At 73.4% G+C, this 14,280-nt stretch carries 15 protein-coding genes; 6 read left to right on the plus strand and 9 right to left on the minus strand.

Annotated features, from left to right (window positions below; genetic code table 11):
* Positions 1-48: 48 nt before the first annotated feature.
* The 4 genes from ACG2DA_RS17040 to ACG2DA_RS17055 form a co-directional block, all read right to left on the minus strand.
* Positions 49-1,680, minus strand: a complete 1,632-nt coding sequence (locus ACG2DA_RS17040; protein ID WP_395256998.1) for a sulfatase — start codon at positions 1,678-1,680, stop codon at positions 49-51.
* A 266-nt stretch (positions 1,681-1,946) separates the two neighbouring features.
* Positions 1,947-3,446, minus strand: a complete 1,500-nt coding sequence (locus tag ACG2DA_RS17045; RefSeq protein ID WP_395256999.1) for a glycosyltransferase family 4 protein — start codon at positions 3,444-3,446, stop codon at positions 1,947-1,949.
* Positions 3,447-3,799: 353 nt separating this feature from the next.
* Entirely contained in the window at positions 3,800-4,393 is a 594-nt protein-coding gene (locus ACG2DA_RS17050; RefSeq protein ID WP_395257000.1) for a superoxide dismutase family protein, read from the minus strand.
* A gap of 58 nt (positions 4,394-4,451) precedes the next feature.
* Positions 4,452-4,712 carry a GlsB/YeaQ/YmgE family stress response membrane protein gene (locus tag ACG2DA_RS17055; protein ID WP_395257001.1) on the minus strand — a complete coding sequence of 87 codons (261 nt, stop codon included), beginning with the start codon at positions 4,710-4,712 and terminating at the stop codon, positions 4,452-4,454.
* A 268-nt stretch (positions 4,713-4,980) separates the two neighbouring features.
* On the opposite strand from ACG2DA_RS17055, the gene ACG2DA_RS17060 reads away from it, so the two are divergent.
* Genes ACG2DA_RS17060 through ACG2DA_RS17070 form a run of 3 tightly spaced genes read left to right on the plus strand, consistent with a single transcriptional unit; the run spans position 4,981 to position 6,664 of the window.
* Entirely contained in the window at positions 4,981-5,976 is a 996-nt protein-coding gene (locus ACG2DA_RS17060; RefSeq protein ID WP_395257002.1) for a hypothetical protein, read from the plus strand.
* Positions 5,973-6,320 carry a hypothetical protein gene (locus ACG2DA_RS17065; protein WP_395257003.1) on the plus strand — a complete coding sequence of 116 codons (348 nt, stop codon included), beginning with the start codon at positions 5,973-5,975 and terminating at the stop codon, positions 6,318-6,320. The genes ACG2DA_RS17060 and ACG2DA_RS17065 overlap by 4 nt, the downstream gene beginning before the upstream one ends.
* Positions 6,317-6,664 (plus strand): hypothetical protein, encoded by a 348-nt coding sequence (locus tag ACG2DA_RS17070; RefSeq protein WP_395257004.1) that lies wholly within the window; start codon positions 6,317-6,319, stop codon positions 6,662-6,664. Before ACG2DA_RS17065 ends, ACG2DA_RS17070 begins: the two co-directional genes overlap by 4 nt.
* Positions 6,665-6,822: 158 nt before the next feature.
* On the opposite strand, the gene ACG2DA_RS17075 is transcribed toward ACG2DA_RS17070, so the two are convergent.
* The 3 genes from ACG2DA_RS17075 to ACG2DA_RS17085 are packed head-to-tail and all read right to left on the minus strand — an operon-like array spanning position 6,823 to position 9,407.
* A complete protein-coding gene (locus ACG2DA_RS17075; RefSeq protein ID WP_395257005.1) occupies positions 6,823-7,794 on the minus strand; it encodes an endonuclease V in 972 nt (323 codons plus the stop codon).
* Positions 7,761-8,684 (minus strand): ADP-ribosylglycohydrolase family protein, encoded by a 924-nt coding sequence (locus tag ACG2DA_RS17080; RefSeq protein WP_395257006.1) that lies wholly within the window; start codon positions 8,682-8,684, stop codon positions 7,761-7,763. The genes ACG2DA_RS17075 and ACG2DA_RS17080 overlap by 34 nt, the downstream gene beginning before the upstream one ends.
* A 3-nt stretch (positions 8,685-8,687) precedes the next feature.
* Positions 8,688-9,407: an NAD(P)H-hydrate epimerase gene (locus ACG2DA_RS17085; protein WP_395257007.1), complete on the minus strand. Its 720-nt coding sequence runs from the start codon at positions 9,405-9,407 to the stop codon at positions 8,688-8,690.
* Positions 9,408-9,573: 166 nt separating this feature from the next.
* On the opposite strand from ACG2DA_RS17085, the gene ACG2DA_RS17090 reads away from it, so the two are divergent.
* Positions 9,574-10,470, plus strand: coding sequence for an SDR family NAD(P)-dependent oxidoreductase (locus ACG2DA_RS17090; protein ID WP_395257008.1), 897 nt, complete (start codon positions 9,574-9,576; stop codon positions 10,468-10,470).
* Entirely contained in the window at positions 10,467-11,489 is a 1,023-nt protein-coding gene (locus ACG2DA_RS17095) for a nucleoside hydrolase (protein WP_395257009.1), read from the plus strand. The genes ACG2DA_RS17090 and ACG2DA_RS17095 overlap by 4 nt, the downstream gene beginning before the upstream one ends.
* Before the next feature lie 44 nt (positions 11,490-11,533).
* Here ACG2DA_RS17095 and ACG2DA_RS17100 read toward each other — a convergent pair whose 3' ends face one another.
* Together ACG2DA_RS17100 and ACG2DA_RS17105 are read right to left on the minus strand one after the other, a co-directional pair.
* The gene (locus ACG2DA_RS17100; protein WP_395257011.1) at positions 11,534-12,793 is read right to left on the minus strand and encodes an acyltransferase family protein; all 1,260 of its coding nucleotides are present in this window, start codon (positions 12,791-12,793) and stop codon (positions 11,534-11,536) included.
* Between the two features lie 77 nt (positions 12,794-12,870).
* Positions 12,871-13,182: a hypothetical protein gene (locus ACG2DA_RS17105; RefSeq protein WP_395257013.1), complete on the minus strand. Its 312-nt coding sequence runs from the start codon at positions 13,180-13,182 to the stop codon at positions 12,871-12,873.
* Positions 13,183-13,346: 164 nt separating this feature from the next.
* On the opposite strand from ACG2DA_RS17105, the gene ACG2DA_RS17110 reads away from it, so the two are divergent.
* Positions 13,347-14,231, plus strand: coding sequence for an SMC-Scp complex subunit ScpB (locus ACG2DA_RS17110; protein ID WP_395257015.1), 885 nt, complete (start codon positions 13,347-13,349; stop codon positions 14,229-14,231).
* Positions 14,232-14,280: the final 49 nt, after the last annotated feature.

Below are 14,280 nucleotides of genomic sequence, written 5' to 3' on the forward strand. Positions count from 1 at the left end.
CGCCGCCTAGCGGCCACGGCGAACCGGGACGAGCGGGAGAGCGGCCCGTCAGGGCGTGAGCGTCGCTCTTTGGCTCGGCTTCCAGCCGATGCGGTGGGCGACGGCCCGCACCGTCGCGCCGGCCGCCGCGGGGAAGGGCTCCGTGTAGACCCGCCACGCCGCGTCGCCCGGCAGCTTGTAGCCGATCGAGGCGCCGAGCGTTTCGCAGCGGATCGTGATCAGGCCGTCCGCCGCCGCGATGACCGGCGTCGCGGTCGTCGGCTGTTCGCCGTTCGGCCAGAGGGTGGCGATCAGTTCCGCCCCGTCGAGCGTGCCGGAGTCGTTCGTCCGTTCCATCCAACGCTCCGTCGCCGTCCGCAGGTCGGTCAGCACGTCGGCGTAGGCGGGGTCCGCGGCGAGGTTGCGGATCTCGTGCGGGTCGGCCTGCGTGTCGTACAGCTCCTCCGCCGGCTTGGAGGTCCCCGAGAGCTGCCACTGGTCCGGGCCAAGGGCGTTCTCCTCAATGAGTTCGGTGATCTTCGCGGCGCCGGCGGCCCGGTCGCGGTAGGGGACGAAGCCCCAGTAGGGCAGGTCCGGCCGCAGGTTGCGGACGTACTTGAACCGCGGCCCGCGGGCGGCCCGAATCGTCTCCGGCGCCGGGTCCATGCGGTCCCGGGCCGCGAACACGTACTCCCGCGGCTCCCCGGCGTGCTCCCCGAGGAACGCCGGGCCGGGCATCCACGCCGGCGGTTCGATCCCCGCAAGGCTCAGCACGGTGGGGGCGAAATCGACGAAGCTCACCAGCCGATCCGTCGTCGTTCCCGGCTCGCCGCGGTCCGGGTGGCCCTGCGGGAACCGCACGATCAGCGGGACCTGGAGGCCGCTGTCGTAGACCCAGCGCTTGTGCCGCGGCAGGCCGTCGCCGTGATCGGAGAAGAACATCACCACGGTGTTCTCCCGCAGTCCGTCAGCGTCCAGTTCGGCCAGCAGGGCGCCGACCTGTTTGTCCAACTCGGCGAGGTTGTCGTACTGCCGGGCGAGGTCCTCCCGCATCGCGGGGGTATCCGGCAGAAAGGGGGGAACTTCGACGGCGGCCCGGTCGGTGACGGCGGGACTGGTGCGTTTGTGGAGCTTGCTCTCGTGGGTGGATGTGAAGTTGAAGACCGAAAAGAACGGGACGGCGCCCGCCGTGCCGTGGCCGGGGCGGTTCCGCCAATGGGCCGTCTTGCTGCTCTCGTCCCAGACGGTGACGGGCGGCGTGAACTGGTAGTCCTGCTTGACGTTGTTCGTACAGTAATAGCCCGCCGCCCGCAGCAGTTCGGGGAAGCAGGTCACCGGCGCCGGCGGGGTGGCCTCCCAGGTGGGAATCGCCCGCAGCACGGGGTCGGTCGCGTCCGCCAGGGCGGCGGTCCGTTTAGTCACGCGCATCGGCCCGGCCCCGGCGCCGGTGGGGTAGGTCCCGGTGACGAGGGCGAACCGGTTCGGCGCGCAGACCCCGTACACCCCGAAGGCGTGCGTGTACCGCGTGCCCTCCGCGGCGAGCCGGTCCAGGTGCGGCGTGCGGGCCAGCGCGTCCCCGTAACTGCCCAGCCGCGGCGAGAGGTCCTCGCAGGTGATCCACAGCACGTTGACCGGTGCCGCCGGCGCCATGTCGGGAGCCGACCCGAGCAGGAGGGCGGCGAGCAGCGGGGCGGCGGACATCGGCGAAACCGGACGGGGGCGAGGCCGCCCGAGCGTACCGATCGGCGTTCGCTGGTTCTTCCCCCCTCTCCCTGGAGGGAGAGGGGCCGGGGGTGAGGGGGACGCACGGTTCACCCGCCCTCGCTCTGTGCGTTGACCGGCCGTCAGGAGAGCGTGGCGGACCGTGAACGACGGTCGAGCGCCGCTGCCCCCTCACCCCCGACCCCTCTCCCCCAAAAGGGGGCGAGGGGGGACGCAGCGGCCGAACCGACTCGTGCCGGCCCTGCTCAGGCGGCCTGGCGGGCGGGGAGGGGTTCGGTCTCGTGCAGGAGCTCCGCGCCGTCTCGGGCGTCCTTCCCCGACTCGCATAGCGGCAGCGTGTCGGGGGGCGGCGGCAGGAGCGGGCGGGCGGCCCGGGCGGGGGAGGTTCCCTCCGTCACCGCCCGCAGGACGGCGGCGAATCGCGGAGTGACCGCCGCCCGGCTGAAGCGGTCCTCCGCCAACCGTCGGCCGGCGTCCCCGAGTCGACGGAGTCGCTCCGTCGGCAGGGCGGCGGCGGCGGCGATCGCCTCCGTGAGAGCCGTCACGTCGTCCGGTTCGCAGGTCCAGCCGCAGGGTTCGGCCCGGGGATCGTCCGGCAGGTCGCCCGTGACGGTCGCGGCCAGTTCGCTGTCGGCCGGCGCCACGCAGAGGGCCGGCGCCCCGGCGGCCAGCACGCCGTACAGCTTGCTGGGCATCAGGTAGGGGATCACGCGGGCGTCGGTGCAGACCAGGTGCAGGTCCGCCGCGGACAGGCTCTCGCCCAACTCCGACTTCGGCTGGTAGGGCAGGAACCGCAGGTTGGTGAGCCCCAGCCGCGTCGCTCCCTCCTTGAGCCCGGCCTCCGCGGCCCCGCCGCCGACCAGCAGGAACAGGATGCGAGGGTCGTCCGCCAGCCGGGCCGCCGCGGCGAGCACGTCCTCGAGCCGCTGCGTGCGGCCCATATTGCCGGAGTGCATCACCACGAACTTCGCCCCCGGCCGGCCGGCCTCGCCGAGGCCGTGCCGCTCCCGGAACTGGTTCCCGACCCGCACCGGCCGGACGGCGTCGGCGTCGGCCCAGTTGGGCAGCACGGCGATGCGGTCGGTCGGCACGCCCATGCGTTCGAAGGTGCGGCGCATGTCCGTTGACAGGGTGACGACCGCGTCGGCGGTCCGCACGGCGGCGTGCATCAGCCGGCGGACGGTTCCCACCAGCGGGCCGTCGTTCAACACGCCCAAGGCCACGCCCAACTCCGGGTGGATGTCCTGGGCGTGGACGACGAACCGGGCCCGGTGCCGCCAGGCGAGCAGCCGGCCGACGATCGCCAGCGGGAACGGGTCGGTCTCCGCGACGACCACGTCCGCCCGCGGCGCCAGCGCCCCCCGCAGCAGCGCCGCGCACAGAAAGGAGCAGTAATCGATCGCCCGCAGCGCCAGCGAACGCTTCGTCCCGCCGGCCAACCGCGTGTGCCAGACGCGCTGGACGACTACCCCGCGCCAGACCGTCGTGCCGGTCTTCGCCGGCAGCCCCTCCGGGTTGGCGTTGGGCCGCCCGCAGATCACCTGCACCCGCCAGCGGTCGACGCGACCGCCGTCGTCGTCGGACTCGCGCCCGGCAGCGAGATCCTCGGTCAATTCCGTCAGCAGTTGACCGGTGGCTTCTGCGTCCGGGCGGTAGGAGCGGTTGAGGAACAGGGCCCGCGGCGGCGCGGCGGCGACGGCCGGGCGGGCGGCGAAGTCGAACTGCAGGCGCCGGGCGTTCCACATGCTCGAGGACGTAGCAGTCCGAGGCGGGTTCGGGGAACGGCGAATCGGGCGGGGCCGCGGCGCGGGATCGCAGGGACTGTCCGGGGACCGTAACGCAAGAAGCCCGCTCCGCGGGGGCGGAGCGGGCTTCGGATGGACGGGCCGACCGCGACGGGCGGGGGTGGGGCAGTTGTCGCGGCCGACCCTCTGGTCGGTGTCAACCGTCAGGTCGATACTGAAGAATAACACCGTCCGGGGCGGGGTCAACCGGTCCGGGACCTGCGAGTCTCAAAAAACCTTGAGAGCCCGACCCCGGTTGACGCCGTCCCCGGACGGTGCACGGACCCGCGGGGGGCCGTCGGATCGGACGCTAACTATTTCAGGCCGTCCTGGGCCACCCCAATCACGCCGATCGCCACGCGGGCGCCGGCGTTGCCGGTCGGCTGGCCGAAGTCGTCCGGGTCGGCGTGCACGATGAAGCCGCGGCCGACGACGCTGTGGGCCCCGTTCAGGGAGATCACCTCGTCGGTGATGTTCACCTTGGCGACGCCGTCCTCGTTGGCGGTGATGTTGCCCAGGTCGCCGGTGTGGCGTTCCTCGTCGGAGGGCCGGCCGTGCTTGTGCTCGCCGACGTCCATGTGACCGCCGGCGCTCTTGCCGGTTTCCGTGTCGGTCAGGTCGCCGAACTGGTGCACGTGGAAGCCGTGCTCGCCGGGCTTCAGTCCCTTCACCTCGCCGGTGACCTTCACCTTGGAGTCGTCGACCCGCTCGAAGTACAGCGTGCCGGAGACGCCGCTGTCGCCGACCGGCATCAGCACGGCGACGGCCTTGGTGACCACGGGCTCGGCGACCGTCCGGCTTGCGGCGGAGGCCGTGGCGGCCTGGGTGGTCGGGCCGGCGAGGGTCCCGGCGGCGGTCAGACCGGCGGCGGAGAGGGCGACGGCGGGGAGGAACAGACGGCGATGCATGAGCGTCGGGGGGAAAGTGGGGTGGGGTTCGGAACCGATGGCGTTCGGGGCGGCCGTTTCAGGCCTTCTTCGTGACGGAGAGGTAAATCAGCAGCACGACGACGGCGCCGAGGACGGATCCGATGAGGTTCGTGGGGTGAAAGCCCGGCTCGTTGCCGAACGGGAGCAGGCTGAACAGAAACCCGCCCACGAACGACCCGACAATCCCTAACAGGATGGTCATGATCCACCCGATGCTCTGCCGTCCGGGCACGAGCAGCCGGGCGATGGCGCCGGCGACGAGGCCGAACACGGCCCACGAAATAATATCCCAAAGCATAATAGATGCGGTTGTATAGCGAAAGTGGGGGGGATACGCCGGGCGGGCGCCCGGCAGACGTCGGGTCGTTTGCACATGCCGTTCCGAACCCGCAACGTCCCCGCCGCTGGTTGCGGAACGACCACCGCCCGAACTGCCAGACTGCCCGGCCGCCCGCCGGTCCGGGGTCGGGCGGGCGCCCCCTTGTCGGCGTCGATCGGCCCCGGTAGCGTCGCCGGCTTCCGCTCTGCCGTGCGGCCCCGTTCGTCACGCGATCCCGTCTGCCGCGATGTCTTCGTTCGATCCCTCCGAAAGCACCGTCGGGCAGAACCTCGACCGCAGCATGGACCTGTTCCGCCGGGCCCACGTCGGCGACGCCGCCCCGGTGCGGCCGACGACTCCCCGACGGGCGCTGCTGGTGCTGGACGGCAGCGGGCAGGACGCCTGCTCGGCCCCGCTGGCGGCCTACCTGAAGGCCCGATTCGGCAGCGAGCTGTTCGTCGCCGACGCCCGCGAGAACGACCGCACGGACGCCAAAGCCGTCGAGGTCGCCGCGCAGCTGCACGCCAAGGCCCTGCCCCGCAGCGAGGGGGAGAGCTACGAGCAGATCCTCGCCGCCGTCGAACGCACCGGCTGCGACCTGGCGATCGTGCCCTGCCCGTTCGGCCGGGAGCCGGAGAGCGTCGGCCCGCACTCCGCCGGGCTGACGACGGACATGCTGCTGGCCCAATGCCCCGTGCCGCTGCTGGTCGTGCGGTGGCCGTTCCCGGTCAAACCGTATTTCAAGGACAACCCGGAGCAGGGCAGCGGCGAGTTTCCGGCCGCCGGCGGGGCCTCGCCCTTCGCCAAGATCGTGGTGATGGTCGTCGGGGAGAACGACGCCGCCCGCCCCGCCGCCGAGTGGGCGACCGGGCTGGTCGCCCCCGGCGGGAGCCTGAACCTCGAACTGCTGTTGGAGGAGGAGTTCTACCAGAACGTCAAAGCCGCCCTGATGGAGCTGGACCCTGACGGGGACGTGTCCCACGAGCGGCTGACCCGGGCGCTGCGGAAGGAGTACGGCAACCTGCACGCCGGGCTGTCGAAGGCCGCGGAGGCCGGCGGCTTCGGCTACGAGTTGCAAACCCGCCGGGAGGAGAGCGCCCCCAACATCACCGCCGGCCCCGGCGACCGACTGGTGGTTCTGCCGCTGGAGCGCGGCGACCACCAGAGCGAAGGCCACGTCGCCGACACCCTCCGCCGCACCGCCAACCCCCTGCTGGTCGTGCCCACCCCCGTGCGGCGGTGAGCGGACCGGCGGAGACCGACCCCGCCGTCATCGCCCCGCCCGACCCGGCGGACCGCCCGCCGCGGCTGCGGTGGCGGATGATCCCTACGGCGGGCTGCGGGGTGTTCGGCCTGCTGTTCGTGGTCTTTGGCGTGATGGGGGTCGTGGCGTTATCCCTGCTTCCGGACGGCGACGCCCGGTTGATTATGCGGCGTGCCTTCCCCCAGACGATCGCGAACGCCTCCGGCGGGCTGCTCTGGCTGGTATCGGCCCCGCTGTGGTGGCGCGGCCGCTGGGGCTGGGCGGCCGGGCTGTCTCTGCTGGGGCTCTCGTTTTTCGTGGCGGGAATTTGGCTACGGCCGTGAGCGACGCGCCGGACGACCCCGCCGTCATCGCCCCGCCGGACCCGGCGGACCGCCCGCCGCGGTTCCGCTGGCGGCTGTTGCCGACAGTCGGGTGCGGCCTATTCGGCGGGCTCAGCCTGTTGGGAACGCTGGCGGGGCTGGCGATGATCATGTCTCGGATCAATCTTGCCGCCGCGCCGCCGGGGACGCTCAATGTCTTCGCCGCTGGAATAGCAATGAATGCCACCGGTGGGCTGCTGTGGATCGCGGCGGCGATCTGTTGGTGGAGGGGCCGCTGGCGGTGGGCCGCCGGGCTATCCGTGTTGGGATTTGCGTTCTTCGCTGCTGCGTCGTCCCTTCCCTGACCAGCCTCTGCCGACGGTCCCGCCGAGCCCCGACCGTGAGGGAGCGGGCCGCTCTCGACCGTGCCGCGGCGGGCGGACTGTCGTAGCGTCTCCGCGTCGCTCCGGCACGAACAGCCGGGCGGACCCGACAGAACGGCCGCCTCCCTGACGGTCGGGGCTCAGGGCGTTTTGCTCAGCCGGTCGGCCCGCCAGAGCGGCTCCGGCAGGCGGTGGTCGCGGAACCAGGCGGTTGCGGTTCGCACCGCCGTCTCCACGCCGACCCGATGGCCGGGGGAGACGAACACCGGCTTGCCCCGCTTGATGTGCGGGTTCGCGACGCTCGCCCCGACAGGTTCGCCGTGCAACTCGATCCGGCCGTCCTCCCGCACGGCGCCGCAGAGCGGCTTCTTGGCGACGCCGATCGTGGGCGCGTCCGCCAGCACGCCGAGGCCGCAGGCCACCCCGCCGCGGCGGGGGTGCAGCACGCCGTTGCCGTCCACCAGCAACAGCGCCGGCGCCCGGCCGGCGTCGCACAGCCGCTCGATCAGCGCCGCATACGCCGGCAGTTCCCGGTAGGTGAGGAACCCGCTGACGTACGGGAACCGCACGGGCGATTCGACCGCCAGCGAAAACGTCGGCTCCGCGGCGTCCGGCGCCATCTCCACGTACGCCGCCCGGGCCGTGTGCGGGGCGGGGTAGGCGACGTCCACCGCCCCAACCGGTCCGGCCTCGAACGACCCCTCCGGCGCCGGCTCGTCCCGGAGGATCACCCGCTCGGCGAGATCGTCCTGCTCCGCCTTGAGGGCGTGCAGCGGGCCGTCCGGGGGGAAGTCTGCGAAGCGGACGCGGCTCAGGTCGACCCGCTCCCCCTCCACCGGCGCCCCCTCGGCCCGCAGCCGCTCGGCCTGCCCGGGCAGCACGCACTCGCCGGAGGCCCGCACCGCCCGCCACGTCGGCACGTCCTCCCACTCGGGTTCGCTCCACGCCGGCGGCGGTCGCCGGCAGACGGTTCCGACCCACACCGCCGCGGACTTCGCCCCCAGCCCCGCGGCGAGGTCCCCGAACGTCGTCGCCCGCCCAGCCGGCACGCTCTGCAACAACCCCGCCAACGCCGCGGTCAGATCCGGCGGGGTGAGGGCGAAGGGGTGCACGGCCGGATGTTAGCGGCGACGCGGGCGAGGCTCGCTGCCGTCTCGCGGATCTCGTCCGCCGCCTCCAGTCGTTTCAGCGCCGCCTCGGGAAGCCCCGCCGTGCCGTGGGCGGCGCCGAGGATCTGCCCGCACATCGAAGCAACGGTGTCCGTGTCGCCCCCGCACCCAACGACCTCTGCGATCGTCTGCACGAACTCCCGGCTCCGCGACGCGGCGAGGAGCGCCAGCGGGACCGAATCCGCCGCCCACCCGCTCGCCCCGAACCGCCCCGCATACTCCTGCGGCGACAGGCGTTCGCCCCGCGCCGCCCGCAGCCGATCGCGGCAGAGGCAGTCCGGCGGACGATCGGCGAGGGCGGCGGGCAGGTCGGCGAGGGGCTGCCCGGCGGCGGCGTGCTGCACGGCCCGCACGATCAACAGGGCCCCGGCGACGGCTTCTTCATGGTGATGGGTGATGCGGCTGACGTCCCGCAGCAGGCGACGGTCGTCCTCCTCGTCCGGATCGAGCACGAACGCCAGCGGGGCCGCCCGCATCGCGGCGCCATTGCCGGCCGACCGCTCCCCGGCCGCCCCGACGAGCGCCCAATGCCCCCCGATCTCCAACTCCCGTAGGGCCTTGAGGGTGCTCGCCCCGACGCCGCGGAACCGCCGCCCGCGGTGCCAGCGGGCGAAGGCCGCGGCGATCGCCTCCGGGTCGGCGGTCCCGTCCGTTTCGATCAAGGCCTCGCAGGTGGCGAGGGTGAACTGCGTGTCGTCGGAGAGCCACAGGTCCGCCGGCTCCTCAAAGGTCTGCCCCGCCGGCCCGTTCTCGAAGGGGCCGGCGAGCGCGTCGCCCAGCGCCCCGCCGAGCAAACAGTCGGCGATGCGGTCGGCGAGTTTGAGTCCCGGCATCGGCTAGCGCACTGACTCGATCGCCGTGGGCGGGGCGCCGATGTCGACGACGTGGACCTCGCCGGTCCACTGCGGCGCCCCGGTCGCGGCGTAGCCGGTCTTGGGGGCGACGAAGGTGGCCGTCGCGTCGGCCCGGACGCAGCAATCAGCGTCGTACGGCGAGCCGCCGTCGGCGTCGAAGCCGGTGGGGACGTCCACCGCCAGCGCCTTCGCCCCCCGGGTGCGGGCGGCGTTGATCGCCCACACGGCGGCGTCCATCGGCGCCCGCGGGGGGCCGCTGGGGCCGGTGCCCAGCAGGGCGTCGACGATCCAGCCGCCGGCCGCCGCCTCCGCCAGTCGGTTCGTCAAATCCGCCTCGTCCAGCGCCGTCCAGTCGGTCCAGGGCAGGCCCATGCGGCGGGCGACGCGGGCGTTCATCGCCGCTTCGCCGGGCTCGTCCTCTTCGCTCGGGGGCTCGGGAAACGGGGCGAACAGGTGGACCGTCGCCCCGCGGATCGTCAGGTGCCGGGCGAGGGCGAAGCCGTCCCCGCCGTTGTTGCCCTTCCCGCAGACGATCGCCACGGCCGGCGAATCGTCGTCACTGAGTCCGGCGAGCAGTTCCGCGCAGCCGCGGGAGGCGTTTTCCATCAGCACGGCGCCGGGGAGGCCGTACTCCTCCAGGCAGACCCGGTCGACGTCGCGGCACTGGGCGACGGTCAGCGCCGGCGGAGTCGGGGATTCCACGGGACGGTCGGGGAAACGAACGGGGTTGTGCGGACGGCGAAACCGCAGAGGCCGTCGCGGCAGGACGGGTTCGGTGCCGTGCGGGGGGGCCGGGCGTTAGCATGAAGTTCGCATTCTGTCGGGGCCAGCCTAGAACCCCGACGCGCCCTCCCGCCCCGCTGCCCCCTTGCTGGACGATTACGCCGACCGCCGCGCCCTCGTCACCGGCGCCAGCAGCGGGTTGGGGGCGGCGTACGCCCGTACGCTGGCGGCTCGGGGGATGCACCTGGTGCTGGTCGCCCGGCGGGAGGGCCGGCTGCGGGACCTCGCCGCGGAACTGGACGCCAAACACCGCACCCGCTGCGAGGTGATCGCCGCGGACCTCTCCAAGCCCGGCGAGGTCGCTCGCGTGGCGGACGCCGCCGCCGAGGACGGGCACGGCGTGGAACTGCTGGTTAACAACGCCGGCTTCGCCATCGCCGAGGACGTCCCCCACACCAATCGGGCCGACGCCCTGGCGATGGTGGACCTCAACGTCCGGGCCCTGACCGATCTGACGTATCGGTTCCTCCCGCCGATGCTCGCCCGCGGTCACGGGGCGGTGCTGAACGTGGCCAGCGTCGCCGCGTTCACGCCGGTCGCTTACATGGGTGCCTACGCGGCCAGCAAGGCGTACGTGCTGCACTTCTCCGAGGCGCTGTGGGCCGAGGCCCGCGACCGCGGCGTCACCGTGACCGCCTGCTGCCCGGGACCGACGCGGACGGAGTTCTTCGACGTGGCCGGCGTGCAGGGCTGGTTGCAGAAGCGCCGGGCGCTCGACCCGGAGACCGTCGTCCGCCGCAGTCTGCGGGCGATGGAAAAACAGCGGCCGGTCGCGGTGATCGGCTGGAAGGAGAAGTTGCAGACCCTCGCCGTGCGGCTGGCTCCCCGCCGGGTTTGCGTGCTGGAGAGCCGCAAGTATTTCCGTCCGAAGCACCGCGACGCGGATCCCCGGCTGCTGTCGGCCGCGGAGGGCGCCGGCGACGAACCCGTGGTCGATTCGCCCTCGGATCATTCCCTCGACTCCGTCAAACGGGCCGGATGACGACGCTCGCCCTCGCCGTGTCCCTGTTCGTCCCGGCCGCCGTCCCGCCCGACGCGCCGCCGCCGGTTCCGGTGATCTTCGACACGGACCTCGGCAACGACGTCGACGACGCCCTCGCCCTCGGGATGTTGCACGCCCTGGCGGACCGGGGCGAGTGCGAACTGCTGGCCGTCACCACGACGAAGGCCCACCCGCTGGCCGCCCCGTTCGCGGACGCGATCAACACCTTCTACGGCCGCCCGGACGTGCCCGTCGGGGCGGTCTCGACTGACCGCGTGCTGAACGGCCCGACGCCGGCGGAGGGCCGGTTCCTGAAGTTGGCGGATGCCGAAAACCCGGACGGCTCCCGCCGGTTCCCGCACGACCTGTCGCACGATCCGGCGGAGGTTCCCGACGCCGTGCCGGTGTTGCGGCGGGCGTTGGCCGGGGCGGCGGACGGCTCGGTGAGCGTCGTGCAGGTCGGGTTCAGCACGAACCTCGCCCGGTTGCTGCGGAGCGAACCGGACGCGCACAGCCCGCGGTCCGGGCGGGAACTCGTCGCGGCGAAGGTGAAGCGGCTCGTGGTGATGGCGGGCGACTTCGCCGGCGGCGGGCCGGAGTACAACGTCCGCGAGGACCGCGACGCGGCCGCCGCCCTGGCCGAGGGCTGGCCGACGCCGGTCGTCTGGAGCGGCTACGAAATCGGCGTCGCCCTGCCGTACCCGCCGGAAAGCATCGAGCAGGACTACCGCTACGCCGCCGCCCACCCGCTGCCGGAAAGCTACCGGCTCTACAACCCCCCGCCGCACGCCCGGCCGACGTGGGACCTCGCCGCCGCGCTGTACGCCGTGCGGCCGGACCGGGGAGATTTTCGCCTGTCCGAACCGGGCCGGGTGACGATCGCCGCGGACGGCCGCACCGCGTTCGCGCCGTCGGCGGACGGCCGGGACCGCATCATGCTCCCGCCGACGGAGGCCGAAGCGGCCCGCGTCGTCGCCACCTTCGCCGCCCTGTGCAGCCAGCCGCTGCGGGGACGGTGAGCCCGGAGCGCAAGCTCCGGCAGTGGGTTCGATGCAAACCCGCTCTACGCCGCGGCCCGCTGATCGCCGGGCGGGGCGTCGGCCGGGGCGGGGGGCGTGCGGCCGGCGGAGGACTCCAGCCCGTGCACCCGCAGGCCCTCGGCGGCGACCGGCTTGGTCCGCGGGGGCAGGAACCGCTTGCGGCACCACGCCACCGCCGGCTTCTCATAGTAATGGTGGAACAGCGCCGCAAAGGCGAGGCTCACCGTCAGGGCGAACGCCGCGAGCGGCAACATCGCGCTCAGTCCCCCGGCGAGCCAGCCGAAGGCCGCCGCCGCTTTGAACAGCACGCTGAACACCGCCTGGTGGCCGAGATACCAGGCGTAGCTGACGTCGCCGAACCAATGCGAGAGACGGGAGCGCCCGATCTTCCAGCCGACGTCCTCCGCCAGCACCAACCCGAGCGTCAGCACGACGAACGCGACGCCGCGGGTCCACACCTCCCAGTAACCCAGCGGCCCGCCGCGCTTGATCCCGCCGGCGACGATCGACTCCGCGGAGACCAGGGCGAACCCAATCGCCCCCAGCACGATCAGCGACGTGGCGAACCGGGCCCCGGTGCGGGCCGCCAGCCGGGGCCGCAGCCAGGCGACGCCCGCCCCGGCGGCGAACAGCGGCGTGTACGGCTTGGCGATGAAGTCCAGCGGGTAGTCCAGGGCCACGCCCGCCTTCCCCGCCGCCCAGACCGCCCCCAGCCCGGCGAGCAGCGGCCACATCAGACGGCGGTCCAATAGGCACAGGCCGAAGGCGGCGTAGAACAACACTTCGTATTGCAGCGTCCAGGCGACGCCCAGCACCGGCGCCGCCCGCCCGGCGATCCCGCCGACCCAGTCATGGTCCAGCGGGACGAGGGTCGCGGCGGCGACTAGCTTGAGCGGGTCGGTCGGCACGGTGGACTCCGGCATCGAGCCGGGCCGCAGCGTGGCCAGGACGAAGGCGGGGACCGCGAACAGGGCGAACATCGCCACGTAGGGCACGTGCACCCGGATCACCCGCCGCCGGGCGAACAGCCACGCCCGCCGGGCCCGCTCCCGCAGGGCCGTCCGGGTCGCCCCGCCCGCGGCGGCGAGGTCCCGCGTGTGGGCCGTCGCGATTACGAACCCGCTGAGCACGAAGAAGAACTCGACCCCGGCGCTCCCCGGCGCCGTGGCGGCCAACGCCCAGTCCGCCCCGAAATACTGGGCGCCGGCGCAGATCCCCCCGAGATGAAACAGCACCACCCCCGCGGCGGCGAGGCCCCGGCCGGCGTGCAGGGAGTGGTACACGGAGGGGCTCGCTCGGTCTGGGGGGGACGCGCCCGGCATAACTCCCCCGGCGTCCCCCCGGCAAGGCCGGCCGCGGTTCAGTCGCCCCACGCTTCAGGCGGGAGGAAGCGGGGGAACTCCGTGCGGAGAAACCCGTGCATGTCCTCGTGCAGGTCCGGGTGGCTGTACCGCATCGCCTTGGGCACCAGCGTGCCGCTGACCGGGTCCTTCAGGAGCATGTCCACGTAATCGTGGAAGTAGACCACCCCCACCCAGAGCCGCCCGCCCCCGCGGAACCGCACGTTGACGTAGTCCGGATCGCCGTCGTCGAACTTGGCGTCGTAGCCGCTCTCCAGGGCGGCGGCGTGCAGCATGCGGGCGTGGTTCTCGCGGGCTTCGTAGGGGAGCACGGGCGCGACTCCCGACGCGGGGCAGGGGCGGGGACACGGGACGCCGCATTCTAACCGACCTGGCGCCGTCGTCGCCCGGGCGGTCTTCACGGGTTCCCCGCGGGGCGCCCCCGGGGTTACATCCCCCCACGCCCCGTTCGCCCGTTCCCCCGCACCGCGTCCCCTTGGCCGACGATCCGGCGACCGACGATCCGCATCTGCTGCCGTTCCCCGCCGGCGGCGACGGGGAGGCCGCAGGCTCGGACGACTGGGAGGAATCTGACGACGACACGCTGTCGTTCGGCGAGGGGGAGGACCTGGAGACGGCCTACCGCCGGGCGTTGGCGGCGGTGGACGAGGCCGGGCCGACGCTCGCCCCGGAGCCGCCGCCGACGGCGGACCGCACGACCGACGAGCCGGGCGAGGGCGCCCCGGACGACGCCCCCGCCGCCGAGCCCGGGGCCGCGGCCGCCGCGGCCCCCGGGGAACGGCCGGCGTCGGACCCGCCGGCCCGGGTCACGCCGCGGGAGGTCGTCGAGGCGGCGCTGTTCGTGGGCGGGGCGGGGCTGACGGCGGAACGGGCGAGCAAACTGCTGCGGAGCACCTTCACCGACGCCGACCTCGCCGCCGCCGTCGCCCAGCTGAACCGCCGCTACGAACTCGAGGGCCGCCCCTACCGGGCCCGGGCCGGCGAGGACGGCTACCACCTCCGTCTGCTGCCGGAGTACGAACCGCTCCGCCGGCGCCTGTACGGGCTGGGGCCGCGGGAGGTCACGCTGCCGCCGGACGTGCTGGAGACGCTCTCGGTGGTCGCCTACCGCCAGCCGATCACCGCCGCGGACGTCGAACGCACCCGCGACAAGCCCTCCGGCGGGGCGCTGCGGCGGCTCGTCCGCCTGGGCGTGCTGCGGATCGTCAAACCGGAGCCCCAGGGCGACGGCGCCGAAGCCGGGGCGGGCGCCAGGGAGAAGGCCGAACCGACCTACGCCACGACCGACCGCTTCCTCGATTTGTTCGGCCTGGGCTCGCTGGACGACCTGCCGGTCCCGGCGGATCTGCGGTTCAAGTAATCCCATGCTGTCGGGAGGCGACCTCCGTGAGCCCGAAGCGCAAGCGAGG

This window comes from Alienimonas sp. DA493, from assembly GCF_043951915.1.
Classification (GTDB): domain Bacteria; phylum Planctomycetota; class Planctomycetia; order Planctomycetales; family Planctomycetaceae; genus Alienimonas.

What these genes read in the sequence shown, in the direction of transcription:
- ACG2DA_RS17040 (WP_395256998.1), bottom strand. Translation starts at nt 1,680, where the DNA reads ATGTCCGCCGCCCCGCTGCTCGCCGCCCTCCTGCTCGGGTCGGCTCCC.
- ACG2DA_RS17045 (WP_395256999.1), bottom strand. Translation starts at nt 3,446, where the DNA reads ATGTGGAACGCCCGGCGCCTGCAGTTCGACTTCGCCGCCCGCCCGGCC.
- ACG2DA_RS17050 (WP_395257000.1), bottom strand. Translation starts at nt 4,393, where the DNA reads ATGCATCGCCGTCTGTTCCTCCCCGCCGTCGCCCTCTCCGCCGCCGGT.
- ACG2DA_RS17055 (WP_395257001.1), bottom strand. Translation starts at nt 4,712, where the DNA reads ATGCTTTGGGATATTATTTCGTGGGCCGTGTTCGGCCTCGTCGCCGGC.
- ACG2DA_RS17060 (WP_395257002.1), top strand. Translation starts at nt 4,981, where the DNA reads ATGTCTTCGTTCGATCCCTCCGAAAGCACCGTCGGGCAGAACCTCGAC.
- ACG2DA_RS17080 (WP_395257006.1), bottom strand. Translation starts at nt 8,684, where the DNA reads ATGCCGGGACTCAAACTCGCCGACCGCATCGCCGACTGTTTGCTCGGC.
- ACG2DA_RS17095 (WP_395257009.1), top strand. Translation starts at nt 10,467, where the DNA reads ATGACGACGCTCGCCCTCGCCGTGTCCCTGTTCGTCCCGGCCGCCGTC.